22 protein-coding genes are annotated in these 25,845 nt (G+C 41.7%); 19 read left to right on the forward strand and 3 right to left on the reverse strand.

The window, feature by feature from the left end; translation table 11 throughout:
- Positions 1–81 precede the first annotated feature (81 nt).
- The 4 genes from AC4PG5_RS07875 (at position 82) to AC4PG5_RS07890 (ending at position 7,832) form a co-directional block, all read left to right on the forward strand.
- Complete coding sequence (locus AC4PG5_RS07875) at positions 82–1,062, forward strand: FecR family protein (protein ID WP_492028391.1); 981 nt, start codon at positions 82–84, stop codon at positions 1,060–1,062.
- A 655-nt stretch (positions 1,063–1,717) separates the two neighbouring features.
- The gene (locus AC4PG5_RS07880; protein WP_492028392.1) at positions 1,718–3,127 is read left to right on the forward strand and encodes a Gfo/Idh/MocA family protein; all 1,410 of its coding nucleotides are present in this window, start codon (positions 1,718–1,720) and stop codon (positions 3,125–3,127) included.
- Positions 3,128–3,321: 194 nt separating this feature from the next.
- Positions 3,322–6,708 carry a glycoside hydrolase family 2 TIM barrel-domain containing protein gene (locus AC4PG5_RS07885; protein WP_492028393.1) on the forward strand — a complete coding sequence of 1,129 codons (3,387 nt, stop codon included), beginning with the start codon at positions 3,322–3,324 and terminating at the stop codon, positions 6,706–6,708.
- A 35-nt stretch (positions 6,709–6,743) separates the two neighbouring features.
- Complete coding sequence (locus tag AC4PG5_RS07890; protein ID WP_492028394.1) at positions 6,744–7,832, forward strand: phosphotransferase enzyme family protein; 1,089 nt, start codon at positions 6,744–6,746, stop codon at positions 7,830–7,832.
- A 7-nt stretch (positions 7,833–7,839) separates the two neighbouring features.
- Here the strand turns inward: AC4PG5_RS07890 and AC4PG5_RS07895 are convergent, their stop codons facing one another.
- The 3 genes from AC4PG5_RS07895 to truA are packed head-to-tail and all read right to left on the reverse strand — an operon-like array spanning position 7,840 to position 10,262.
- Positions 7,840–8,508 carry a DUF3256 family protein gene (locus AC4PG5_RS07895; protein ID WP_492028395.1) on the reverse strand — a complete coding sequence of 223 codons (669 nt, stop codon included), beginning with the start codon at positions 8,506–8,508 and terminating at the stop codon, positions 7,840–7,842.
- Between the two features lie 12 nt (positions 8,509–8,520).
- Positions 8,521–9,423 carry an EamA family transporter gene (locus AC4PG5_RS07900; RefSeq protein WP_492028396.1) on the reverse strand — a complete coding sequence of 301 codons (903 nt, stop codon included), beginning with the start codon at positions 9,421–9,423 and terminating at the stop codon, positions 8,521–8,523.
- A 56-nt stretch (positions 9,424–9,479) separates the two neighbouring features.
- Positions 9,480–10,262, reverse strand: a complete 783-nt coding sequence (gene truA / locus AC4PG5_RS07905; protein ID WP_492028397.1) for a tRNA pseudouridine(38-40) synthase TruA — start codon at positions 10,260–10,262, stop codon at positions 9,480–9,482.
- A gap of 166 nt (positions 10,263–10,428) precedes the next feature.
- On the opposite strand from truA, the gene AC4PG5_RS07910 reads away from it, so the two are divergent.
- The 15 genes from AC4PG5_RS07910 to lpxA all read left to right on the forward strand — a co-directional run bounded on the left by AC4PG5_RS07910 (position 10,429) and on the right by lpxA (position 25,821).
- Entirely contained in the window at positions 10,429–11,106 is a 678-nt protein-coding gene (locus AC4PG5_RS07910; RefSeq protein WP_492028398.1) for a DUF5715 family protein, read from the forward strand.
- Between the two features lie 77 nt (positions 11,107–11,183).
- Positions 11,184–12,158: a PhoH family protein gene (locus AC4PG5_RS07915; protein ID WP_492028399.1), complete on the forward strand. Its 975-nt coding sequence runs from the start codon at positions 11,184–11,186 to the stop codon at positions 12,156–12,158.
- 49 nt (positions 12,159–12,207) lie between these two features.
- Positions 12,208–13,152: a phosphoribosylaminoimidazolesuccinocarboxamide synthase gene (locus AC4PG5_RS07920; protein ID WP_492028400.1), complete on the forward strand. Its 945-nt coding sequence runs from the start codon at positions 12,208–12,210 to the stop codon at positions 13,150–13,152.
- A 61-nt stretch (positions 13,153–13,213) separates the two neighbouring features.
- Positions 13,214–13,951 carry a bifunctional demethylmenaquinone methyltransferase/2-methoxy-6-polyprenyl-1,4-benzoquinol methylase UbiE gene (gene ubiE / locus AC4PG5_RS07925; protein WP_492028401.1) on the forward strand — a complete coding sequence of 246 codons (738 nt, stop codon included), beginning with the start codon at positions 13,214–13,216 and terminating at the stop codon, positions 13,949–13,951.
- Positions 13,952–13,978: 27 nt separating this feature from the next.
- Positions 13,979–14,722: a shikimate dehydrogenase family protein gene (locus AC4PG5_RS07930; RefSeq protein ID WP_492028402.1), complete on the forward strand. Its 744-nt coding sequence runs from the start codon at positions 13,979–13,981 to the stop codon at positions 14,720–14,722.
- A 39-nt stretch (positions 14,723–14,761) separates the two neighbouring features.
- A complete protein-coding gene (locus tag AC4PG5_RS07935; RefSeq protein ID WP_492028403.1) occupies positions 14,762–15,709 on the forward strand; it encodes an alpha/beta hydrolase in 948 nt (315 codons plus the stop codon).
- A 422-nt stretch (positions 15,710–16,131) separates the two neighbouring features.
- Entirely contained in the window at positions 16,132–17,040 is a 909-nt protein-coding gene (locus tag AC4PG5_RS07940) for a TPM domain-containing protein (protein WP_492028404.1), read from the forward strand.
- An 88-nt stretch (positions 17,041–17,128) separates the two neighbouring features.
- The gene (locus AC4PG5_RS07945) at positions 17,129–17,710 is read left to right on the forward strand and encodes a LemA family protein (RefSeq protein ID WP_492028405.1); all 582 of its coding nucleotides are present in this window, start codon (positions 17,129–17,131) and stop codon (positions 17,708–17,710) included.
- A gap of 252 nt (positions 17,711–17,962) precedes the next feature.
- On the forward strand, positions 17,963–19,132 hold the full coding sequence (locus AC4PG5_RS07950; protein WP_492028406.1) for an AIR synthase-related protein: 1,170 nt from the start codon (positions 17,963–17,965) through the stop codon (positions 19,130–19,132).
- A gap of 210 nt (positions 19,133–19,342) precedes the next feature.
- Positions 19,343–20,455: a peptide chain release factor 1 gene (gene prfA, locus AC4PG5_RS07955; protein ID WP_492028407.1), complete on the forward strand. Its 1,113-nt coding sequence runs from the start codon at positions 19,343–19,345 to the stop codon at positions 20,453–20,455.
- Between the two features lie 17 nt (positions 20,456–20,472).
- A complete protein-coding gene (gene pyrF, locus AC4PG5_RS07960; RefSeq protein WP_492028408.1) occupies positions 20,473–21,297 on the forward strand; it encodes an orotidine-5'-phosphate decarboxylase in 825 nt (274 codons plus the stop codon).
- Positions 21,297–22,544: an HD domain-containing protein gene (locus AC4PG5_RS07965; protein ID WP_492028409.1), complete on the forward strand. Its 1,248-nt coding sequence runs from the start codon at positions 21,297–21,299 to the stop codon at positions 22,542–22,544. The genes pyrF and AC4PG5_RS07965 overlap by 1 nt, the downstream gene beginning before the upstream one ends.
- A 65-nt stretch (positions 22,545–22,609) precedes the next feature.
- A complete protein-coding gene (gene lpxD / locus AC4PG5_RS07970; RefSeq protein ID WP_492028410.1) occupies positions 22,610–23,653 on the forward strand; it encodes a UDP-3-O-(3-hydroxymyristoyl)glucosamine N-acyltransferase in 1,044 nt (347 codons plus the stop codon).
- Between the two features lie 3 nt (positions 23,654–23,656).
- Positions 23,657–25,042, forward strand: coding sequence for a bifunctional UDP-3-O-[3-hydroxymyristoyl] N-acetylglucosamine deacetylase/3-hydroxyacyl-ACP dehydratase (locus AC4PG5_RS07975; RefSeq protein ID WP_492028411.1), 1,386 nt, complete (start codon positions 23,657–23,659; stop codon positions 25,040–25,042).
- 11 nt (positions 25,043–25,053) lie between these two features.
- The gene (gene lpxA / locus AC4PG5_RS07980) at positions 25,054–25,821 is read left to right on the forward strand and encodes an acyl-ACP--UDP-N-acetylglucosamine O-acyltransferase (protein ID WP_492028412.1); all 768 of its coding nucleotides are present in this window, start codon (positions 25,054–25,056) and stop codon (positions 25,819–25,821) included.
- The last annotated feature ends 24 nt before the right edge of the window (positions 25,822–25,845 follow it).

Raw genomic sequence — 25,845 nt, forward strand, 5'->3', positions numbered from 1 at the left:
AAATACAGGTTTTATTCTGAGGGCAAAACTGTTCTTGAACGTATTTATTATGAATAACGAGTCGCAACTAACTCATAAGGCATGAAAAACAGAATAAATAATGGTAAAAATCTGATTCAAAAATTACTGTCCGGGAAGTTATCTTCTAGCGAAAGAGAGGCCCTGAATAAACAGCCGTTCATCGATCGTATGCTCAAAAATCAATGGGAAGAAACGCCGGAACAGATGGCCGATTACGTTAAAGAACAACGAATCCTGGATAAAATCACATACCAGATTCATCAAAGGCCCAAACGAAAATCAGTCTTACAACAACCGATGCAGATCGCCGTCGCTTTAATAGGCATCGCACTCATCGGAAGTCTCCTCTTCTTGCTAAATAAACCTCCGAAGCAAGAAATATGGTACGTACGTTCCTTGGGGTATCAATGCATGGACTCCCTCTTATTACCCGATGGATCGAAGGTCATTCTCAATGCAGGCAGCAAATTAATCTATCCGGAAGATTTCAATGGAGACAAACGGGAAGTCACGCTATCGGGACAAGCTTTCTTCTATGTCAAATCGGACGCTAATCGCCCATTTACGGTCAAGACGAAAAACATGAATGTTACGGCTTTAGGTACAGCTTTTGAAGTCTTCAGCTTCGACGATGACGGAGGATCGGAAACCATTTTACTTAATGGGAAGACCTTGGTAGAGACCAAAAACCAACAAGGAATCATTCAAAACAAGTACATCCTAAACCCTAACGATAAGTTAAGCTACCATGAGAAGAAGGAGGCCAATATCGAGCAGATTAATGCGGATTCCTACTCAGCCTGGCGTAGCGGAGGCAAGTTGAAGTTTACCAATGAGCAACTCTTGATGATTATTCCACGATTGGAAAAATGGTATGGACAGAAAATCATCTGCCCTTCGGAAATTGCCAAGCATTACCGATTCACGTTCTCCATCAGAAACGAGTCATTAGAACAAATTTTAAGTAATATGTCACAAAGTTCATCACTCGCCTACCAGCTCATAGATGACAGTTATTACACCATCAGTCATAAAAAATAATCTAGTAATCAACAACATAACAAAAGACGTTTTAGAGACTTCTTTTACAGAAGAAGAGTTGTTGTGTGAAGGGAATCATGTTAAACTTCTCTAAAAAGGAGATGATCATTTCGGGTGAAAGCGCTTTGCAAGTGTATTTATAGCATAACTTAACTTTAGCGAATCAACAAATGAAACGACATGATTTACAACCTCAACTGAGCTTGACCATTTCAGAAGAATGGTTCAAGCCAAACCATCCAAACGTTCATCGACAAGGAAGGTCGACCAATGCTCCACCCGGAAATGGGAAACCCAACTTCAGAACGTCACTGCCGTCACATCACACACACAACAACAAACAACACTAAACATTTATTTCAAGACCTAACTTTAAATCACACGATAAACAGACCTAAACCAACCGAGCAGACAAAATAAACAAGACAAAAACAGACAAAGCAAGACCAAACAAAAACGACAAGATTAAAACGACGAAATTAGAATTAAGATTAAGCATGCTATTAAAAAATAAGAGGTCGTTCCTAAATGTTTAAAAGAAGGACTTCCAACAACCGAAAAACCATTCTATGATTAAACTTTAAATGTTAACTTTGCCCTATAAGCAAAAAAGATAATACTAAATACATAACCTACTAAAAAAACAAAAAGAATTATGCGTAAACTGTTTACGATTTTAACCATTGGACTTCTGGTGTTAACTTGTCCGACAAGTTATGCTCAAAAAAAGAAGGCTCAAAAGAGCTACACCATCAAAGTAGAAGTTCCTAATCGTCCTAAAGGACAAAAAGACGTTATCGAACTCACTACTCCAAAGCTGGAAACTGTTCGCGTTGGCTTTATTGGTTTAGGAATGCGTGGACCGGGTGCAGTAGCACGTTTCACTCACATTCCCGGCACACAGATTGTGGCCTTGTGTGATCTTGACCCTGAACGTGTTGAAAAATCGCAAGAGATCCTTAAAAAAGCAGGACTTCCTGAAGCAACCGGTTATTCTGGTACTGCTGATGCTTGGAAAAAACTTTGTGAGCGTAATGACATCGATTTAGTCTATATTGCTACCGACTGGAAACACCATGCAGAGATGGGAGTTTACGCCATGGAACATGGTAAGCACGTTGCTATTGAAGTACCTGCAGCCATGACACTTAAAGAAATATGGAAGCTGATCGATACATCGGAACGCACTCGTAAACACTGTATGCAACTTGAAAACTGTGTATACGACTTCTTCGAACTAACGACATTAAACATGGCTCGCCAAGGTGTATTCGGCGAAGTGCTTCACGTGGAAGGTTCGTACATTCATAACTTGGAAGACTTCTGGCCATATTATTGGAATAACTGGCGTATGGATTACAATCGTCAGTTCCGCGGTGACGTCTATGCGACTCATGGTATGGGCCCGGCTTGTCAGCTCCTAGACATTCACCGTGGCGACCGCATGAAAACATTGGTTGCTATGGATACTAAACCGGCAAACGGACCGGCATATATTAAGAAGAAAACCGGAGAAGTAGCTAATGATTTCCAAAATGGCGATCAAACTTCAACCTTGATTCGTACAGAAAATGGTAAAACGATGTTGATCCAACACAATGTGATGACTCCGCGTCCATACAGCAGAATGTACCAATTGGTTGGAACAGATGGTTATGCCAGCAAATATCCAATTGAAGAGTATTGTTTACGTCCTTCACAAATCGATTCTAAAGATGTACCTAATCATGAGAAACTGAATGCACACGGTTCTATCCCGGAAGAAGCAAAGAAATCACTCATGGCTAAATATAAAAGCCCGATCCTAGATCAAGAACTAGAAGAGACTGCTAAGAAAGTTGGCGGACACGGCGGTATGGACTATATCATGGATTATCGTCTAGTTTATTGCTTACGCAACGGATTGCCTCTTGATATGGATGTATACGACTTGGCAGAATGGTGCTGCATGGCAGAATTGACCCGTTTGTCTATCGAAAACAACTCTGCACCGGTTGAGATCCCTGATTTCACACGTGGTAACTGGAATAAGGTAAAAGGCTTTAAATATGCTTTTACTAAATAAAAAGATCTTTTAACTCTGATAAAATCAGCGAACCGTAAAATTGATTTTTATAGTTCGCTGATTTCTACTTATATCCCAATTATCGTTAACCAACAAGCAATATACCAAACCAATGCTTCGTTTTCCAAATAATTCTATTTAATTTTACGGACTTTTTGGTATAGAACGACATTATTGCTTATTTATAAAGACCCATGAAACACAAAACTAAAATTTGGTATTGGAAATCAATACTCTTTCTCGCAGGACTATCGCCCGTAATAGGATCTCAGGCGCAAAACGAGCCTAAAAAGCCATATTGGCAGGATATACAAACCGTATCGGTCAACAAAGAATACCCACGCAGTTCGTTTATGACGTACGATGTTCGGGATCATGCGTTAACCGGAAAATACGAAAAGAGTAAATACTACAAACTGTTAAACGGAACGTGGAAGTTCTATTTTGTAGATTCTTATAAAAATCTACCGGCCAACATCACCGATCCACAGACTGATACTTCAAATTGGAAAGATATCAAAGTTCCCGGTAACTGGGAAGTACAAGGTTACGGCGTAGCCATCTACACCAATCATGGTTATGAATTTAAACCCCGTAATCCGGAACCTCCAATCTTACCTGAGAATAATCCGGTCGGAGTATACCGTCGTGATCTCACGATCCCGACCAACTGGAAAGATAGAGACATCTACTTACACCTATCCGGTGCCAAATCGGGAGTTTATGTCTACATCAACGGAAAAGAAGTGGGTTACAATGAAGACTCTAAAAACCCCGCTGAATTCTTAATCAACAACTACTTAAAAGACGGCAACAATGTGCTTACATTGAAAATTTTCAGATGGAGCACCGGTTCATTCTTAGAATGTCAGGACTTCTGGCGCATTAGCGGCATTGAACGCGATGTCTATCTTTATGCACAACCCAAAGCTGCATTGAAAGATTTCCGCGTGAAGTCGACGCTCGATGATAGCTATAAGAATGGTCTCTTTGCTTTAAACACTGATCTGAGAAATCATCACAAAGCAGGAACCACCTTAAGCCTAACTTATGAGTTGATCGACCCTCAAGGAAAAGTGATCAGCACAGAACAAAAATCGGTAGAGATCCCTGCCGGAGAAACGCGCACCGTCGCTTTCAACCAAACGCTAGCTAACGTACGGACTTGGACTTCGGAACATCCGAACTTATATAAATTATTGATGACCATTAAGGAAAATGGTAAAGTCAACGAAATTATCCCATTTAACGTTGGCTTCCGTCGCATAGAGATCAAGCCGATCGAACAATTAGCCGCTAACGGTAAACCGTATGTTTGCTTATTTGTCAACGGACAACCCATAAAGCTTAAAGGCGTAAATATTCACGAGCACAATCCGGAAACCGGACATTATGTTACAGAAGAGTTGATGCGTCGTGACTTTGAATTGATGAAACGTCACAATCTAAACAGTGTTCGTCTTTGTCACTACCCACAAGATCGTCGTTTCTATGAATTGTGCGATGAATATGGACTTTATGTCTACGACGAAGCCAACATTGAAAGCCACGGCATGTACTACGATTTGCGTAAAGGCGGTTCATTAGGAAACAACCCGGAATGGTTGAAGCCCCATATGGAACGCACGATAAATATGTTCGAACGTAACAAGAACTATCCAAGTGTCACTTTCTGGTCGTTAGGTAACGAAGCCGGAAATGGATACAACTTCTACCAAACTTACTTATGGTTAAAGCAAGCCGATCAAACCTTGATGATGCGCCCGGTCAACTATGAGCGAGCACAATGGGAATGGAATTCGGATATGTATGTTCCTCAATACCCTGGAGAGAAATGGCTTGAATCGGTTGGTAAAAACGGCAGCGACCGTCCGGTAGCTCCTTCTGAATATGCTCATGCTATGGGTAACTCCACCGGAAATATCTGGGGACAATGGCAAGCTATTTATAAGTATCCAAATCTCCAAGGTGGCTACATCTGGGACTGGGTCGATCAAGGACTTCTACAAAAAGATAAAAACGGTCGGTCATATTGGGCTTATGGAGGCGATTTTGGTGTGAATGCTCCAAGCGATGGTAACTTCCTATGTAATGGTTTGGTTAACCCGGATCGTGCCCCTCACCCGGCCATGGCTGAAATTAAATATGTGCATCAAAATGTCGATTTTCAGATGATGGATGCAGCAGCCGGCAAGTTTACAATTAAGAATCGCTTCTATTTTACAAACTTAAAGGAGTATCAGGTCGGTTATAAGATCTTAGCTAATGGCAAAGTGATTCAATCAGGAAAACTAAACCTTGACCTTGCGCCTCAACAATCCAAAGAGGTGACTCTACCGTTGAGTAACCTGAAGGCTAAAGCTGGAGTAGAATATTTTGTAAACTTCAGCGTGATGACTCAAAAACCTGAGCCACTCATCCCTGCCGGATACGAGATTGCTTACGATCAATTTAAACTCCCGATTGTTGCTCCAACCAAACCTTATCAAGCTAGCGGTCCAACACTTAAGACGGCAAAAGAAGGACATTTATTAAGCGCATCTTCATCAAAAGTACAGTTTGTATTCGATCAGAAGAAAGGCCTTGTTACCTCTTATAAAGTCGACGGTTCCGAATATTTCAAAGATGGATTTGGTATCCAACCCAACTTCTGGAGAGGCCCAACCGACAATGACTATGGTAACGGAACTCCTAGACGCTTACAAGTTTGGAAAGAGTCGAGCAAAAACTTCAATGTAACTGATGCTTCAATCCGCAAAGAAGGACAAGCAGCTGTGATTAAAGCGACTTACCTCTTAAGTACCGGGAACTTATATATTGTCACTTACAAAATCTTCCCTACAGGCGTGGTTAAAGTCAATGCGACCTTCACCTCAACCGATATGCAAGCTGCCGAAACGGAAGTATCCGAAGCCACACGCACAGCGACCTTTACTCCTGGTGGAGATGCTGCCCGTAAAGCGGCCTCTAAATTGGAAGTTCCACGTATTGGCGTTCGTTTCCGCTTACCGGCAAACATGAATAATGTAGAGTATTTTGGTCGTGGACCGGAAGAGAATTATATCGACCGTAATAAAGGAACACTCGTTGGAGTCTACAAGACTACAGCCGACAAGATGTATTTCAATTATGTTCGTCCACAAGAAAATGGCCACCATACCGAAACCAGATGGATGGCTTTGCAACAACCCAACGGAAAAGGATTAGCTGTATTGGCCGATAGCCTAATCGGATTTAATGCGTTACGCAATTCGGTTGAAGACTTCGACTCAGAGGAAGCTAAACAACATCCTTACCAATGGCAAAATTTCACCCCTGAACAAGTCGCTAATCACGACGAAGCATCCGCTAAAAATGTGTTGAGAAGAATGCACCATGTCAATGATATCACCCCACAAGACTTTGTGGAAGTTTGCGTCGATATGAAGCAACAAGGTGTAGGCGGATACGACAGCTGGGGATCAAGACCGGAAGCGATTTACCAGATACCGGCCAACCGTGAATATCATTGGGGCTTTACCCTTGTTCCGATTAAATCGGCACAACAAGTTGTAAAAGCCACACAATTCGATTATAAATAAAAACAACCTTAGTATAAATTTAAAGAAAAAAATTCATGAAAGATTTTGCAAGTATCGTTGCACACTTTAACATTGCAGGTACTGTGGGAGAAATAAAACCTCTTGGAGCAGGGCTGATCAACGACACCTATAAAGTGATGACAACGGAAGTAGAAGCCCCCGACTACGTTTTGCAACGCATTAATCACGCCATCTTCCAGAACGTCGAAATGCTACAAGCTAACATCGAGGCTGTCACTACCCATATTCGTCAAAAGCTAGTAGAAGCAGGCGAAACAGATATTGATCGTAAAGTCTTATCTTTTGTTGCATCAGAAAACGGGAAAACCTATTGGTTTGATGGCGAAAGTTATTGGAGAATGATGGTTTTCATTCCTAAAGCTAAAACCTACGAAACGGTTAATCCGGAGTATTCTTATTATGCCGGCGTAGCCTTTGGTAATTTCCAGGCCATGCTCGCTGATCTTCCAGAAACATTAGGTGAGACTATCCCTGACTTTCATAACATGGAATTCCGCTTACAACAATTACGCGATGCCGTAAAAGCGAATGCAGCCGGAAGAATAGAAGAAGTTCGTTACTACTTAGACGAGATAGAGAAACGCGCCAAAGAGATGTGTAAAGCTGAGCAGTTACACCGTGAAGGACAACTTCCTAAACGCGTGTGTCACTGCGATACTAAAGTAAACAATATGATGTTCGACGAAGAAGGTAAGGTGTTGTGTGTCATCGACCTTGATACCGTCATGCCAAGCTTCATTTTCTCGGACTACGGTGATTTCTTAAGAACAGGTGCAAACACTGGCGATGAGGATGATAAAGACTTGAATCGGGTGAATTTCAACATGGAGATTTTCAAAGCCTTCACCAAAGGTTATCTTGAAAGTGCTCAAACCTTCTTGACTCCATTAGAAATTGAGAACCTGCCTTATGCTGCAGCACTCTTCCCATACATGCAGTGTGTACGCTTCTTAGCCGATTATATCAATGGCGATACTTATTATAAGACAAAGTACCCAGAACATAATCTAGTGCGCACGAAAGCGCAGTTCAAATTACTGGAAAGCGTAGAAGCACACTCACCTGAGATGGTTGCATTTATTGCAGAGTGCCTTAAAAAATAAGCTCGGTTTATTTCAGATTAAAACGACCTTCTTTCCAAAAGAAGGAAAGCTCACGGCGGAGAAACGGTTTCAGTTTTTCCGCCGTTTCTTTATCTAAATAATCGGGTGTCGTTAAAGTGAACTGTAGCCCGTTATCTTTTTTATTCAACTCAGCCTTAATTAAACAAATATCCGCTTTATTCAGAGCAGTATCATATTCATCGACTGTCAACGTATCGTTCTTTACAAAGAAATCTTTTGTTGTAGGCATTAACAAGAAAGAAGACGAAGAAATCTCCTTCCATTGCAAATCGTAGAATCTCACAAAGCTATCACAAGCCGGAGCACACGCTGTGGCAATCGTGCAAATCACCTTTATGGAATCATTCACGGGGAGCAACTTCATTTGCCAACTCGTTTGAGCAGTCAACTGTAAGCGAAGATAATCCGAACTCAAATCGGTCATCTCACTTTTGCCGCCCAAACGATTATCGACCACCGCTTTCATCTTACTCTCCAGAAAATCGATACAGTCGGCACGATTCACTTCAGTCAGCAACGGCGAGAGAGAATCGGGCATATGCACAAAAAGATCTTTAAGTTGCTGGGCATTGGCGGAATAACTTCCACAAAGCAGGAATAGACTGAAAAGGAGCGTGTAGAGGCAGCTATGGCCTTTGAATGTATTTCGTTGCATAATGATCTGATTTTACGATTTAGAGCCCAAATATAAACATATCATTCCGATTAATACCAACAACAAGTCGATTGCTTTACTTTTTAAATTCTTTTCACGGAAGAAAAGTGCTCCAAACAGGAAAGAGACAATCACACTGCCACGACGAACCATGGAAACAATCGAAATCATTGAATCTTGATCACTCAAGGCATAGAAATAAGCAAAATCGGCTGCAGAAAGAAAGATTGAGATGAGAAGAATCGTCCACCGCCAACGAAAAGGAGTCGTCTCTTTACGCTTAGGCCACCACAACAAGGCCAATATAGGGCACATGATCAGGACTTGATACATATTATACCACGATTGCACCAACATCGGATGGAGTTGTTTCATCAAATATTTATCGTACAGCCCACTCAATGCTCCCATAATCGCGGCAAGTATAATAAACAGGATCCATTTATTACGCCTAAAATCGATCCCCTCTTTCTTTCCGGAGCGACTTAATAAGAAAAACGAAAGAATGGCTAAAGAGACTCCCAACCATTGATAGACGTTTAATCGCTCGCCAAATAAAAAGAGAGCCCCCAACAAAACCATCACAGGGCGCGTAGCATTAATGGGACCAACAATAGTCAACGGTAAATGTTTCATTCCAAAATAACCAAACACCCAAGAAGATAGAACAATAAACGATTTCACCAAAATAAACCGATGCACTTCCCAACCGGCTGTTGGAACAAAGAACAAAGTCCCTTCAAGAGAAGAAGGTGCAAAAGCTGAACATAAGATGAAAGGCAAGAAAATTAAACTCGAAAACAGGGTGTTAAAAAACAAAACCGGAAGGACTGCATTTCCTTTTAAAGACTGCTTTTTAAAAACGTCATAAAATCCCAAGAGAGTGGCCGAAAGAAAAGCCAACAATAACCACATAATCAATCTGTTTAATGAAACGATATTAAGAAAAGAGAAATCTGAGTCGAAAAAGCCTACTCACCATCAAGAAATAAATCTTCCGGATAAGCCACATCTACTAAGAAAAGAGCATGACCGGGAGCGGATGTGCCTGCTTGGCACCGATCCATTTGTTCAATCACCTGACAAAAGCCCTCAACGGTCAACTTACCACGACCCACTTCAAATAATGTTCCCACAATCGCACGAACCATATTTCTCAAGAAGCGATCGGCCCGAATCGTAAAAACCCAAGTCTGGTCGTCGACCTTCGTCCACTCCGCCCACGAGATGTGACAAATATTGGTTTTTACATCCGTATGTAGTTTACTGAAGCTTGTAAAATCAGTATATCTGAAAAGAGCCGCTGCCGCCTCATTCATCCGTTCATAATCCAACGCCCCAAATACACGACATCGGAACTGACGGTTAAAAGGGTATTTAACGGTAGTGACATAATAGTTATACGTACGAGATAAAGCATCGAACCGAGCATGCGCTTCCGGTTTCACCCGTCGCACTTTAAATACAGAAATATCCGGAGGCAATAAACGGTTCAACTTATCGGAAATCACCTCCCCGTCTAAAATTTCTTCCGTCCCATCCGGCAACCACTTCTCATAATCAAAGTGAGCCACCATCAACGAAGCATGCACCCCGGCATCCGTACGACCCGCTCCAACCACATCGATTTCTTTTCGTAAAAAGGTGGATAGAGCTTTCATCAAAGCCTCTTGAACACTGATTCCGTTTGGTTGTATTTGCCATCCATGATAGTTCGTACCATCATAAGCTAAATAGATAAAATACCTTTGCACACTATTTGGTTTTGAAGTTTAGAACTGCAAAAATAATAAATAAAATTGGGTTCAAGGTTATCTACTCCAAGCAAACCTCATCTTCAATCCCTCTATTTTCGAAAGAAGCGTTTCACCAATTTTGGATAGAAGCTTAAAAACTTTATCTTTGTAAACTAAAAAAAATATGAATAAACGCCTCTCCATTTTCGCTTCTGTCGTGCTCATCGCTTTACTCATCGGACTAGCTTTCGGTTGTTTAAAGAAGAAAGATACGACCCTAAAACTCAATCAACCCCGTAACATCCGTGGAGTGCTTAGCTTTAAACGCATCTTTGGCGATTTAAACGATAAACATCTTTCTGTAGCTACGGTGATTGGAATAAAACCTCTAAGAAATCGCGAAGAAGCCGAACAGTTGGAAGAAGAGCTCGTTCACATCACCTCAAACGAAACCTATAGTATCGACTCATTAACCCATTCACTACCTTTTTTAGTGCCACAAGCCAGCGAGCTTTTAGATAGCATAGGGACTTATTTCCTAGACTCGCTCGATTCAAAAGGTTTAAATCCCAATCTCATCACAGTCACCTCCGTTTTACGAACCAAAGATGATGTCAAGCGGCTACGTCGCCGAAACGGAAATGCTTCAGAAAACTCTGCCCACTTTTATGGAACGACCTTCGATGTGAGTTGGAAACGATTCCAAAAGATAGAAGAGGTCGATGAGCGTCCCATGCAGAGCGTTAGCGCCGACACCTTGAAGTTGGTTTTATCGGAAGTCTTACGCGATTTACAGAAACGCGATAAATGTTACGTCAAATACGAATTGAAACAAGGGTGTTTCCATATCACAGCAAGGTGAAATAAAAATCACTAATTATCCATCTAAAATCCAAACGATTCACTATTTTTGCAGAAATATTTCTTTAATACAATTCAATGATAGAAAAGATTATTGTTCTTGAGGATGTTGATCCTGTCATTTTCTACGGTATAAACAATGCCAACATACAACTAATTAAAGCTTTATATCCCAAATTGCGCATTGTAGCGCGAGGTAACGTCATTAAAGTTTTAGGCGATGAGGAAGAAATGTGCGCTTTCGAAGAAAATATCGTGAAGCTAGAAAAGCATTGTTCGGAATTCAACTCCTTAAAAGAAGAAGTCATCATTGATATTATCAAAGGGAATGCTCCACAAACCGAACAAACTGGTAACGTCATTGTTTTTAGTGTAAACGGAAGACCAATCATACCACGAAGCGAGAATCAGCTCAAGCTCGTGGAGGGATTCAAGAAGAATGATATGGTATTTGCCATCGGACCAGCCGGTTCCGGTAAGACCTATACCGCCATCGCTTTAGCCGTAAGAGCTTTAAAGAATAAAGAAATAAAAAAAATCATTCTGAGTCGCCCCGCTGTTGAAGCCGGTGAAAAACTAGGTTTCTTACCCGGTGACATGAAAGAAAAGATCGATCCCTACTTACAGCCTCTATACGATGCGTTGCAAGATATGATACCGGCAGCTAAATTGAAAGAATATATGGAACTCAACGTCATTCAGATTGCTCCTCTAGCTTTCATGCGAGGACGAACATTGAACGACGCTGTGGTAATCCTTGATGAAGCACAAAATACGACGACTCAACAAATCAAGATGTTCCTCACTCGTATGGGCATCAATACCAAAATGATTGTGACCGGTGACATGACTCAAATCGATTTACCCAAGTCACAGATGTCTGGATTGGTGCAAGCTATGCGTATTTTGAAAGGAGTAAAAGGCATCAGTTTTGTCGAACTCAACAAAAAGGATATTGTTCGCCACAAATTGGTGGAACGCATTGTCGATGCTTACGACAAGTTTGATAAGGACATGAAAGCAGAACGTGAAAAAGAGAAAACGCAATCTTAGCGGTACTCCTATAATTTGCACACCACTTTAATAGATAATATAAAACAAGATGAAAGCATTAACTCAAACTGATTTCAACTTTCCGGGACAAAAGAACGTATATCATGGTAAGGTACGCGATGTATACAACATTAATGACGAAAAGTTAGTCATGGTAGCGACCGATCGTATCTCAGCTTTTGACGTGGTTTTGCCAGAAGGAATCCCTTACAAAGGGCAAATGCTTAACCAAATCGCGGCTAAGTTCTTAGATGCAACCACCGACATTTGTCCAAACTGGAAATTGGCCTCGCCAGACCCAATGGTCACTGTTGGCGTTTTATGCAAAGGTTTCCCCGTAGAAATGATTGTACGTGGTTATCTCTGCGGTAGCGCATGGAGAGCCTATAAAAATGGCGTACGCGAGATTTGTGGCGTAAAATTGCCTGAAGGAATGCGAGAAAACGAACGTTTCCCAGAGCCAATTATTACCCCAACCACTAAAGCCGAAATGGGTTTGCACGATGAGGATATCTCAAAAGAAGAAATCTTAGCTCAAGGATTGGCTACCCCTGAAGAGTATGCCACACTTGAAAACTATACTTTAGCGCTTTTCAAACGCGGATCAGAGATTGCAGCAGAGAGAGGCTTGATCTTGGTCGACACCAAGTATGAGTTTGGAATTCATGATGGCATTATCTACCTCATGGATGAAATCCACACTCCGGATTCTAGCCGCTATTTTTACGCAGAAGGTTATCAAGACCGTTTTGAGAAAGGTGAAGCTCAAAAACAACTTTCAAAAGAATTTGTACGCGAATGGTTGATGGAGAATGGTTTCCAAGGCAAAGAGGGACAAACCGTACCTGAGATGACTCCTGAAATAGTAAACAGCATCAGTGAACGTTACATCGAGTTATACGAAAACATCACCGGTGAATCGTTTGTCAGAGAAAACACAGCCAATATTGCCACACGTATTGAAGAAAATGTCAATGCGTTCTTAAAACAATAAATTAACCTCATCATAGTGTCAATAGGATACCACTGTTCTATTGACACTTTTTTAGTTTAAAATGAATTACCCGCAAGAAGAAATCAAACCCTACGACAACAAAGGGGAAAAAAGCAAACAAGTCGAACAAATGTTCGACAATATTGCACACACCTATGATAAGTTAAATCACACGTTATCCATGGGTATAGACCGTTATTGGCGTCGTAGAGCCATCAATTGGCTACGTCCGTTTCATCCTCAACGAATCATGGATGTAGCAACAGGCACCGGTGATTTTGCCATTCTAGCCTATCGTTCACTGAAGCCTCAAAGCCTCATTGGTACCGATATCTCAGAAGGCATGATGAATGTCGGGCGGGAAAAAGTAAAACAGCTCGATTTAGACGATCAGATCTCTTTTGCCAGAGAGGACTGTACGGCACTGACATTCTCGGATGAGTCGTTTGATGCTATAACAGTGGCTTTCGGCATTCGCAACTTCGATAATCTCGACAAAGGCCTCTCAGAGATGCAAAGAGTACTTACTCCCGGTGGGTGCTTAGTGATCTTAGAGTTAACCACTCCTGAGCGTTTCCCTATGAAGCAACTTTATGCTCTTTACTCTAAGCTCGTGATCCCGATGCTTGGCAAGATCTTATCGAAAGATAAAAGCGCATACCGTTACCTTCCGGCCACAATCAAAGCCTTTCCACAAGGTGAAGTGATGCAAAACGTGATCAAGAAAGCCGGCTTTAGCACCGTCCATTTCAAGCGGCTAACTTTTGGGATCTGCACCCTATACACAGCTATTAAATAATAAGAACAGAGATAAACACCCCCAATTATGGATAAGTACGGTTTAATAGGTTATCCGTTGAAACACTCTTTTTCAATTGGATATTTTAATGAGAAGTTTAAATCAGAAGGCATTCAAGCTGAATATGTCAACTTTGAAATCCCAAGCATCGACGATTTCAAAGAGATTATTGAAGAGAATGATAACCTACGTGGACTGAACGTAACGATTCCATATAAAGAGAAAGTCATTCCTTTTCTCGATGAACTTGATCCGAGCGCAGCACAAATAGGGGCCGTCAATGTGATCAAGATTGTACGTGATAAAGATAAAACGCGACTCGTTGGATATAACTCCGACATTATCGGATTCACCGAATCGATCGAACCATTACTTCTTCCACATCATCAAAAAGCCTTGATCTTAGGGACAGGAGGATCATCAAAAGCCGTTTATCAAGGTCTAAAGAACTTAAATATCGAGAGCCGTTTCGTGTCGCGCCAGCCACAATCGTCGGATGATTTGGCTTACGAAGATCTAACACCCGAGATCATGAGTGAATATACCGTCATCGTCAACTGTACGCCCGTAGGCATGTACCCCAAAGTCGACCATTGTCCGAATATTCCATACGAATATCTCACTCCGAACCATCTACTGTACGACTTGTTGTACAACCCCAACGTCACCTTATTTATGAAAAAAGGCGAACGACAAGGTGCAGCAACAAAGAATGGCTTGGAGATGTTGCTTTTACAAGCTTTTGCGGCTTGGAATATCTGGCGTAAATAAAGAAATACTCTCATTCACGATTCTAAAAAGGCTCAAAACATGAAAAAAATAGCTTACAGCGTAATTGGTATCGCTTTATTCATTGGTGCGATAATCATTGGAGGTAGTTTCTACATGATCGATCTTTCACTCGCTCCAAATGAGAAGATAGAAAAGAAAAATGCAGAGACTTTCTCTTTCATGTACAACGATTATCCATTTTTAGAATCTTGGGTCGATAGCCTTCAACAGAACAAGGCTTTAAAAGACACGTTCATCCTCAATCCACAAGGTGTTCGTTTACATGCCTATTACATCCATGCTCCACGTCCCACCCGAAAAACAGCAGTCATCGTGCATGGCTACACCGACAATGCCCTGCGCATGTTGATGATTGGCTATCTCTATAATCGAGACTTAAAATATAATGTCCTTTTACCCGACCTGCAGCATCATGGACAAAGTGAGGGGAAAGCGATACAAATGGGCTGGAAAGATCGTTTGGATGTGATGCAATGGATGAATGTCGCCCACCATATTTACGGTGACAGCACGTTGATGGTGGTTCACGGTATTTCGATGGGAGCAGCCACCACGATGATGGTCGCCGGAGAACAGCAACCCGATTATGTAAAATGCTTTGTCGAAGATTGCGGCTATACGAGTGTCTGGGATGAGTTTGCAAATGAATTAAAAAGCAGCTATCACCTTCCTCCTTTCCCACTCTTGTACACCACGAGTTGGCTCTGTCAACTAAAATACGGATGGGATTTTGAAGAAGCTTCCCCTTTAAAACAAGTGGCTAAATCGACCCTTCCGATGTTTTTCATTCATGGCGATCAAGATACTTATGTCCCAACCTGGATGGTTTATCCACTCTATAAAGCCAAATCGGAACCTAAAGCCTTGTGGATTGTGCCCGGATCTGAGCATGCCCTATCGTATAAAGACCACCAACAAGAGTATACCCAACGAGTGAAACAATTCGTTGAGAACTATCTCCGGTAGGTGAGCAGACACCACTCTAATGATCAGCAAGCCCTATACAAAAGTTCGTTTTAAGAGGAGGCAAATTGGGTAAAGATAAGAATCCGAATCCTTGAAAAAGGTCTACTGTATGCAACAAGACATTCGACCGCATGACAATTGGTTTTCGACCGTATGATACTTGATTATCAACGGTACGGCAGTTTATTATCAACCGTACGACAATTTATTCCCGACCGTACGACAATACTCTTTCAACCGTATGGCAATTGATTTTCGTCCTTAGATATCCCAATCTTTATGAGACCGATGTTTGTATAAAACCTATTCCAAGATGAGACCGTCTGCTCCGCTTAAAATCAAAAAGAGCCTTATTTGTTAACGAATAAAGCGCATCTTTCAAAAAAAAACATATCTTTGTAACAACCAATTGCTCGATAAAAATGAAGAAAATACTCCTTTTTACACTAACTGCACTCTTTTGTTTAGCCGTTAATGCACAGGATAAAATATATACCGTAGACAACTTACCGAAAGTTCATCTAGCGGATAAGACCCGCTATGTTTGTAACCCGGAGAACATCTTATCTACAGAAAGTTGTGCTCGTATGGACTCCATGCTTTATGCCCTCGAAACACAAACCGGTATTGAGACGGTCGTGGCTGTACTCCCTTCTATCGGCAACGTCGAATGCTTTGATTTCTGTCATCAACTGCTCAACCAATGGGGAGTCGGTAAAAAAGGAAAAGACAACGGGTTGGTCATACTATTAGTACTCGACCAACGTTGCGTTCAGTTCTATACGGGCTATGGCTTGGAGGGTGATTTGCCCGATGCGATCTGCAAACGCATACAAACTAAATACATGCTTCCATACTTCAAACGAGGTCAATGGAATGAAGGTATGGTCATCGGAATAGAGAAAACCTGCGCAAGGCTCGACGGGTCCATGGTCAACGATACCGATTCGGAAGGATCCGGAGGAATGGGACTGCTCGTTTTGGCCATTCTAGGTTTCGTCATTATATCGGTCATCATCAGTTATATGACCATGCGTAATCAAAGCCGTTGCCCAAAATGTGGCAAACATGAGCTTCAACGCACAAGTACCAACTTGATCTCATCCGTTCATGGGGTAAAGACCGAAAAAGTCGTCTACACGTGCCGCAACTGCGGACATTCTGTCGTTCGCGAACGCCAATCCTACGATGAGAACTACCGCGGACGCGGAGGCGGTCCGTTTATCGGAGGTTTTGGAGGAGGCAGCTTCGGAAGTGGAAGCGGTGGCTTCGGAGGCGGAAGTTTTGGTGGCGGTATGGGAGGCGGCGGTGGAGCCGGCTCAAGATTTTAATCAAACCAAACCGATTAAACTAAATTAAGTCAGATCAATTAAATCAATTACATCAATCAGATCAATTAAACATAAACGATTAACCACAATGAAAAAATCAACTATTATCGTTCTAGCTGTTATTGCTATAGTAGTCTTTTTTGGCATTAGCATGTACAATGGTTTAGTAACTTCGGAAGAAAATGTCAATAGTCAATGGGCAAATGTCGAAACTCAATATCAACGACGGGCCGACTTGATCCCTAATCTAGTGAATACGGTCAAAGGGTATGCAAAACATGAAAAGGAGACCCTTGAAGGCGTCATCGCCGCTCGAAGCCAAGCCACCCAGATCAAAGTAGATAGCAAAGATCTAACCCCTGAGAAATTGGCGGAATACCAAAAAGCTCAAGGAGCAGTGACCTCGGCCTTAGGCAAACTGTTAGCCATTACCGAAAACTATCCGGACTTGAAAGCCAATCAGAACTTCTTAGAACTTCAAGCGCAATTGGAAGGTACAGAAAACCGTATTACCGTTGCCCGCAAGAACTTCAACGATGCAGCTCAAGCGTATAACACCTCAATTCGCCGATTCCCGAAATCGATCTTTGCTTCGATGTTTGGCTTCGACAAGCGTCCTTACTTCGATGCCGAAGAAGGCGCCGATAAAGCACCAAAAGTAGAATTCTAATAAGATCATCCCTGAAGCCTAAAACTCTTCAGGGATTTTTTATGCCCCGACGTCAGCCCCCACCCTCAACGCCACAGCAGGTATTGAACGGCACACACTTTAAATTTCACAACGGATAGATCACTCTGGTTCCCCTCAGATAGTCAAACTGTAACTCACTTCATCCTCCCTCTTTCTACTTGATCTGCTTTTTGTTGGTGGGAAGAAAAAAAAGCAGTATTTTTGTGCCGTATACAAAATAACCTATAACTCATGAGTAACCAACGATACATGATGCGTGGCGTAAGTGCCTCAAAAGAAGATGTGCACAATGCCATTAAGAACATCGACAAAGGACTTTATCCAAAAGCTTTCTGTAAAATAATCCCTGACATCTTAGGCGGTGATCCGGAATACTGCAACATTATGCATGCCGACGGAGCCGGGACAAAATCGTCTCTAGCCTATATGTATTGGAAAGAAACGGGAGATCTTTCGGTATGGAAAGGAATCGCGCAAGATGCCTTAATTATGAATATCGACGATCTACTTTGCGTAGGTGCCGTAGATAACATCCTCGTTTCTTCAACCATCGGACGAAACAAACTATTGATCCCGGGAGAAGTGATATCGGCCATTATCAATGGAACCGACGAGTTACTGGCAGAGTTACGCGATATGGGCGTTGGCGTTTATGCCACCGGAGGCGAAACGGCAGATGTAGGCGACTTAGTACGTACAATTATTGTAGACAGTACGGTGACTTGTCGTATGAAGCGCTCGGAAATTATTGACAATGCAAATATTGCAGCCGGCGATGTGATTGTAGGATTGGCTTCTTTTGGACAAGCGACTTACGAGAAAGAATATAATGGGGGTATGGGTAGCAATGGGCTTACCAGTGCACGCCATGATGTCTTCTCTAAATACTTAACAGAGAAATATCCGGAAAGTTATGATGCTGCTGTACCTGAAGAGTTGTGTTACTCGGGACAATTGAAACTGACCGATGAGGTTGAAGGCTCACCTTTAAATGCCGGTAAACTTGTTCTTTCTCCGACACGTACTTATGCGCCGGTGGTTAAGAAATTATTAGATGCCCTTCGCCCGCAAATCCACGGTATGGTACATTGCTCAGGTGGCGGCCAGACCAAGATTCTCCACTTCTTAGGCGATCGCCTGCGTGTGGTTAAAGATCATTTATTCCCTGTTCCTCCATTGTTCCATACCATACAAGAACAAAGTGGTACCGATTGGGCCGAAATGTATAAAGTGTTCAACATGGGACATCGCTTAGAAGTTTATCTTCCTAAGGAACAAGCTGAAGAGGTGATTGCCATCTCAAAGAGCTTCGGCATTGATGCACAAATCGTGGGACATGTGGAAGAAAGCGAGGAAAAAGAATTGGTAATCAACAGCGAATTCGGAACATTCAAATACTAACAACTGTTGAAAACTCTATTTTATATTTTATGTTGCTTGATTAGTATTGGCGCAACAGGATATATGGGTTATCACATCATTCAGGATTTGATAACTCTTCCGATCACATTCATACAACTGGCACGCGTCCTCGTGCTCATTGGTTGGACGATAATCACCTATATGATTGTCACGAAAAAATATAAATGGATACAAAAGATTTGTAAATAAATGGCTGATAAAAGTACAATATTAGATAAACTCGATGGTTTGGTGGCTCGTTTCGAAGAAGTGTCGACACTGATTACCGACCCGGCAGTGATTGCCGACCAAAAACGATATGTGAAACTAACCAAAGAATATAAAGAACTAGACGACTTGATGAAAGCTCGTCAAGAATATATTCAACTCTTGCGGGGCATTGAAGAAGCCAAAGAAATCTTATCCACAGAGTCCGATCAAGAAATGCGTGAAATGGCTCGTGAAGAACTAGATACTTGTCAAAACCGACTTCCGGGGCTCGAAGAAGAGATCAAACTTCTGTTAGTTCCTGCCGACCCTCAAGACGAAAAGAATGCCATACTCGAAATTCGCGGTGGTACCGGAGGAGATGAAGCGGCTATTTTTGCCGGTGATTTATTCCGAATGTATGCGAAGTTCTGCGAAACGAAAGGGTGGAAAATGGAGGTTTCGAATGCCAATGAAGGAACTTCAGGCGGTTTCAAGGAAATTGTTTGCAGTATTACCGGCGACAATGTCTACGGAACCCTCAAATATGAATCGGGCGTACACCGTGTACAACGTGTACCGGCAACTGAGACCCAAGGCCGTGTACATACATCGGCTGCCTCAGTGGCTGTCCTCCCGGAAGCCGAAGAGTTTGATGTGGTGATCAATGAAGGAGAGATTAAGTGGGATACGTTCCGATCGGGAGGTGCCGGTGGACAGAATGTCAATAAGGTAGAGTCGGGTGTTCGTCTACGATACATCTGGAAGAATCCGAATACAGGAATAGCCGAAGAAATCTTGATTGAATGTACCGAGACTCGCGATCAGCCTAAAAACAAAGAACGTGCATTAGCTCGTTTACGTACCTTTATATACGACAAGGAACATCAGAAATATCTCGACGATATTGCTTCTAAACGTAAAACGATGGTTTCAACGGGCGACCGTTCGGCTAAAATCCGTACCTATAATTATCCGCAAGGACGAATCACCGATCACCGTATTAATTATACGATTTATAACCTTTCGGCTTTCATGGATGGCGACGTACAAGATTGTATCGACCACCTCATCATCGCTGAGAATGCAGAACGTTTAAAAGAAAGTGAATTATAATATTTTGAAAGATAGCAATGAATAAACAACAACTCTTCGAAAACATTAAACGCAAAAAATCATTTTTGTGTGTAGGACTAGATACAGATATTAAAAAGATACCGGAACACTTGCTCAAAGAAGAAGATCCTTTGTTTGCTTTTAACAAAGCGATTATCGATGCAACAGCCGATCTATGTATCGCTTATAAACCAAACTTGGCTTTTTACGAAAGCATGGGAGTCAAAGGATGGATTGCTTTTGAAAAGACAGTGACTTACATCAAAGAAAACTATCCGGATCAGTTTATCATTGCTGATGCTAAACGCGGAGACATTGGGAATACCTCGGCCATGTATGCTCGTACCTTCTTCGAAGAACTTAACATCGATTCTGTAACCGTAGCTCCTTACATGGGAGAAGATAGTGTGACTCCTTTCTTAACTTACCCAGATAAATGGGTGATTTTATTAGCACTGACTTCCAATAAAGGATCACACGATTTTCAACTCATGGAAGATGCTAATGGAGAGCGTTTATTTGAGAAGGTACTTCGACAATCACAAACTTGGGCAAACGACGAACAGATGATGTATGTCGTTGGAGCGACTCAAGGAAAGGCTTTCGAAGATATTCGTCAGATTGCCCCTGACCACTTCTTATTGGTACCGGGTGTTGGCGCACAAGGAGGATCTCTTCAAGAAGTTTGCCAATATGGAATGAACAAGACCTGCGGACTTATTGTCAACTCTTCACGTGGCATTATTTATGCTGATCAAACAGAAAATTTCGCACAAGCTGCTCGTCAAGCCGCTCAAGAAGTTCAAGCGGAAATGGCTGAGCAATTGAATGCTATTTTATAATGCCTTACGAAAGAAAGATTATTAATGACCCGGTTTTCGGGTTTATCAATATACCTAAGGGGTTGTTGTTCGATTTGGTACAACATCCCCTTTTGCAACGTTTAACCCGGATTAAACAAGTCGGCGTTTCGTCCGTTGTTTACCCTGGCGCACAGCATACCCGTTTTCAACATTCTTTAGGGGCATTCCACCTGATGAGTGAAGCCATTAAACATCTGACGGCTAAGGGACATTTCATCTTTGATAGTGAGGCAGAAGCCGTACAAGCAGCCATCTTACTACACGACATTGGGCATGGCCCCTTTTCACATGTCTTAGAAGACACCCTTGTAAAAGGCATCTCACACGAAGAGATTTCCTTATTGCTCATGCAGCAAATCAACCAAGAAATGAATGGAAAGCTTAATCTGGCCATTCAAATCTTTAAAGACGACTATCCCAAACATTTCCTTCACCAATTAGTGAGCGGTCAGCTAGATATGGACCGATTGGACTATTTACGTCGCGACAGCTTTTATACCGGAGTAACCGAAGGAAATATCGGCTCAGCCCGTATCATTAAAATGTTGGACATCAAAGACGACCATTTAGTGGTGGAGTCCAAAGGAATCTATTCGATAGAGAACTTCTTAATGGCTAGACGCTTAATGTATTGGCAGGTTTATTTACATAAGACCTCCATCGCATATGAGCAAATGCTTATCAACACGCTACTTAGAGCGAAAGAATTGGCATTGAATGGAGTCGAACTATTTGCTTCACCATGCTTAAAATACTTCTTATACCAAAACATCGATCGAAATGCTTTTTATAAAGACCCGGAGTGCTTAAAGCATTTCATTGAACTCGACGATAACGATATCTGGACCGCCCTAAAAGTTTGGAGCAAGCACCCAGACCCTATCTTATCGATATTAAGTTCGGGAATGGTCAACCGACATATTTTCAAAGTAGAAACTTCTACAGAAGCGACTAAACCCTCTCGGAAAGAAGAATTGATTCAACAAATCAGTCGGGAATTAAATCTATCGCGAGCAGAATCAGAATATCTGGTCTCGACCCCAAGTACTGAAAAAAATATGTATGATCCCGCTGATGATAGCATAGACATTTTGTACAAAGACGGAAGCGTTAAAAATATTGCAGAAGCGTCGGATATGCTAGATTTATCTCTTCTCTCTCACAAGGTAAAGAAAGATTACATTTGCTACCAACGTTTGCATACTCAAACAGCAAATATTCAATAAAAGAGTACGGATATATAAAAAAAAAGTCCGTTATTTGTGAACTAATTTAATTATAAATAAAAAACATGGAGTTCTCGGCTAAACAAATTGCAACATTTATCCAAGGAGAAATCATTGGCGACGAAAATGCAACTGTACACACTTTTGCCAAAATAGAAGAGGGAATGCCTGGAGCTATTTCTTTTCTTTCAAACCCTAAATATACACCTTATATATACGAAACTCAATCAAGTATTGTTCTGGTCAACAAAGATTTTGTACCTGAGCACGAAATATCGGCAACCTTAATTAAGGTGGACAATGCTTATGAAAGCCTTGCAAAGCTACTCAATATGTACGAAATGAGTAAGCCGAAAAAGCAAGGAATTGATTCTCTGGCTTTTGTTGCTCCCACAGCAAAAATAGGTCAGAATGTCTATATTGGAGCATTTGCCTATATTGGTGAACATGCTGTCATTGGAGATAACACTCAAATCTACCCACACACTTATATTGGTGATGGCGTTAAAATTGGGGAAGGCTGTTTGCTTTACTCCAACGTCAATATTTACCATGACTGCCGCATTGGTCATGAATGTATCATTCATTCGGGAGCAGTCGTTGGAGCAGATGGTTTTGGTTTTGCGCCGACTCCTACCGGATATGATAAGATTCCACAAATAGGCATTGTAATCCTGGAAGACAAAGTCGATCTAGGAGCTAATACTTGTGTCGATCGTGCCACTATGGGAGCCACAATTATTCATAGCGGAGCCAAAATAGACAACTTGGTACAAATCGCTCATAATGATGAGATCGGATCTCACACGGTTATGGCTGCTCAAACAGGAATTGCAGGTTCTACTAAAGTCGGTGAATGGTGTATGTTTGGTGGACAAGTTGGACTTGCGGGACACATCAAAATTGGTGATCACGTGAATCTAGGTGCTCAATCGGGTGTTCCCGGTAACATCAAATCTAACAGTCAGCTCATCGGAACTCCTCCGTCTGACCCTAAAGCTTATTTTAAGTCGGCTGCTGTTACACGTAAACTGCCAGAGATGTACACTGAGCTTCATGCACTCCGCAAAGAATTGAATGAATTAAAACAACTTTTAAATAACAAGTAATCAATGTTAAAACAAAAAACGCTGAAAGATAGCTTTTCGTTAAACGGAAAAGGTCTTCATACCGGGCTTGATCTGACCGTTACTTTCAACCCGGCTCCAGACAACCATGGCTATAAAATTCAACGTATCGATTTGGAAGGACAACCTATCATTGATGCTGTAGCCGACAATGTAACTGAAACAACTCGTGGTACCGTCTTGTGTAAAAATGGTGCAAAAGTAAGCACGATAGAACACGGTATGGCTGCACTTTATGCATTGGGAATCGACAACTGTTTAATTCAAGTTAACGGTCCTGAATTCCCGATCCTTGATGGCAGTTCTCAATATTATGTCGAAGGAATAGAGCGAGTTGGCACAGAAGAACAAAGTGCGGTTAAAGACTATTATATCATCAAATCTAAAATAGAATTTCGTGATGAATCGACTGGCTCATCAATTATTGTATTACCAGATGATAACTTCAGCTTAAATGTTCTTGTTTCGTATGACTCCACCATCATCCCCAATCAGTTTGCAACATTGGAAGACATGGGCAAGTTTAAAGACGAAATTGCAGCTAGCCGCACATTCGTCTTTGTACGCGAAATAGAACCTCTTTTATCAGCCGGATTAATAAAAGGAGGCGACCTTAACAATGCGATTGTGATTTACGAAAAAGAGATGTCGCAAGACAGCTTTAACAAATTGGCCGATGTTATGGGAGTGCCTCACATGAGTGCAGACAAATTAGGCTACATCAATCACAAACCTTTAGTTTGGGCTAATGAATGCGCCCGTCATAAACTTCTAGACGTTATTGGTGATTTAGCCTTAATTGGAAAACCGATTAAAGGTCGTATTATTGCTACACGCCCTGGACATACGATCAACAATAAGTTTGCTCGCCAGATGCGTAAAGAAATTCGCCTACACGAGATACAAGCTCCAGTGTATGCCTGCAGTGCTCCTCCCATCATGGATGTTAATCGCATTAGAGAGTTATTACCTCACCGCTATCCTTTCCAATTGGTAGATAAAGTCATCGAAATCGGCGCAAATTACATTGTCGGAGTTAAGAATGTGACGTCAAACGAACCTTTCTTTCAAGGTCACTTCCCAGAAGAACCCGTTATGCCTGGCGTTTTACAAATTGAAGCAATGGCACAAGTTGGAGGTTTACTCGTCACCAACTCTGTTGATGATCCCAAAAGTTACTCTACCTATTTTATGAAAATAGATGGCGTCAAATTCCGCCAAAAAGTTGTTCCAGGCGATACACTTGTCTTCCGCGTTGAATTACTAGCCCCTATTCGTCGTGGAATATCCACAATGAAAGGTTACGTTTTCGTTGGCGAGAAAGTGGTCTGCGAAGCAGAATTTATGGCACAAATCATTAAAAACAAATAAATAACTGACGTATGATAAGTCAACTTGCCTATATACATCCCGATGCAAAGATTGGGGAAAATGTTGAAATTGGTCCATTTGTCTACATTGATCAAAATGTAGTCATTGGCGATAATAATAAAATCATGCCTAATGCCACAATTCTTTACGGTTCACGCATTGGCAATGGAAATACGATTTTCCCAAATGCTGTTATTGGAGCTGTCCCACAGGATTTGAAATTTCATGGCGAAGAAACAACTGCCGAAATCGGTGATAACAATACCATACGTGAAAATGTAACGATCAATCGTGGTACAGCAGCCAAAGGACGTACGGTTGTTGGTAGTAACAACTTATTGATGGAAGGCGTTCATGTAGCTCATGATGCGATCATAGGAAATGGCTGTATTATCGGCAATGCAACTAAGATGGCAGGTGAAATCATCATTGACGACAATGCCATAATCAGTGCAAGTGTCTTGATGCACCAATTCTGTCATGTTGGTGGATATGTCATGGTACAAGGAGGATCTCGTTTCAGTAAGGATATTCCTCCCTATATTATTGCCGGACGCGAACCGATCAGTTTCTGTGGTATTAACATTATTGGACTTCGCCGCCGTGGATTTTCTAACGAAGCTATTGAACGCATTCATAACGTTTACCGCATCATCTACCAAAGTGGATTAAACACCACCGACGCATTAAAGAAGATCGAAGCAGAGTTCGAAAAAGCACCGGAAATAGAGTATATACTCGACTTCATTCGCAGTTCAGAACGTGGTATCATTAAATAATGACCTTAGATATTATTTTTAGCT

This window comes from Bacteroides sp. QWL-09, assembly GCF_058683585.1.

Coding starts and splice junctions, on each gene's coding strand:
- AC4PG5_RS07885 (WP_492028393.1), top strand. CDS start 3,322: ATGAAACACAAAACTAAAATTTGGTATTGGAAATCAATACTCTTTCTC.
- AC4PG5_RS07965 (WP_492028409.1), top strand. CDS start 21,297: ATGCCTTACGAAAGAAAGATTATTAATGACCCGGTTTTCGGGTTTATC.
- prfA (WP_492028407.1), top strand. CDS start 19,343: ATGGCTGATAAAAGTACAATATTAGATAAACTCGATGGTTTGGTGGCT.
- AC4PG5_RS07910 (WP_492028398.1), top strand. CDS start 10,429: ATGAATAAACGCCTCTCCATTTTCGCTTCTGTCGTGCTCATCGCTTTA.
- AC4PG5_RS07945 (WP_492028405.1), top strand. CDS start 17,129: ATGAAAAAATCAACTATTATCGTTCTAGCTGTTATTGCTATAGTAGTC.
- AC4PG5_RS07940 (WP_492028404.1), top strand. CDS start 16,132: ATGAAGAAAATACTCCTTTTTACACTAACTGCACTCTTTTGTTTAGCC.
- AC4PG5_RS07875 (WP_492028391.1), top strand. CDS start 82: ATGAAAAACAGAATAAATAATGGTAAAAATCTGATTCAAAAATTACTG.
- AC4PG5_RS07895 (WP_492028395.1), bottom strand. CDS start 8,508: ATGCAACGAAATACATTCAAAGGCCATAGCTGCCTCTACACGCTCCTT.
- AC4PG5_RS07950 (WP_492028406.1), top strand. CDS start 17,963: ATGAGTAACCAACGATACATGATGCGTGGCGTAAGTGCCTCAAAAGAA.
- AC4PG5_RS07975 (WP_492028411.1), top strand. CDS start 23,657: ATGTTAAAACAAAAAACGCTGAAAGATAGCTTTTCGTTAAACGGAAAA.
- AC4PG5_RS07935 (WP_492028403.1), top strand. CDS start 14,762: ATGAAAAAAATAGCTTACAGCGTAATTGGTATCGCTTTATTCATTGGT.
- AC4PG5_RS07900 (WP_492028396.1), bottom strand. CDS start 9,423: ATGTGGTTATTGTTGGCTTTTCTTTCGGCCACTCTCTTGGGATTTTAT.
- AC4PG5_RS07920 (WP_492028400.1), top strand. CDS start 12,208: ATGAAAGCATTAACTCAAACTGATTTCAACTTTCCGGGACAAAAGAAC.
- AC4PG5_RS07890 (WP_492028394.1), top strand. CDS start 6,744: ATGAAAGATTTTGCAAGTATCGTTGCACACTTTAACATTGCAGGTACT.
- AC4PG5_RS07880 (WP_492028392.1), top strand. CDS start 1,718: ATGCGTAAACTGTTTACGATTTTAACCATTGGACTTCTGGTGTTAACT.
- ubiE (WP_492028401.1), top strand. CDS start 13,214: ATGAATTACCCGCAAGAAGAAATCAAACCCTACGACAACAAAGGGGAA.
- AC4PG5_RS07915 (WP_492028399.1), top strand. CDS start 11,184: ATGATAGAAAAGATTATTGTTCTTGAGGATGTTGATCCTGTCATTTTC.
- AC4PG5_RS07930 (WP_492028402.1), top strand. CDS start 13,979: ATGGATAAGTACGGTTTAATAGGTTATCCGTTGAAACACTCTTTTTCA.
- lpxA (WP_492028412.1), top strand. CDS start 25,054: ATGATAAGTCAACTTGCCTATATACATCCCGATGCAAAGATTGGGGAA.
- pyrF (WP_492028408.1), top strand. CDS start 20,473: ATGAATAAACAACAACTCTTCGAAAACATTAAACGCAAAAAATCATTT.
- lpxD (WP_492028410.1), top strand. CDS start 22,610: ATGGAGTTCTCGGCTAAACAAATTGCAACATTTATCCAAGGAGAAATC.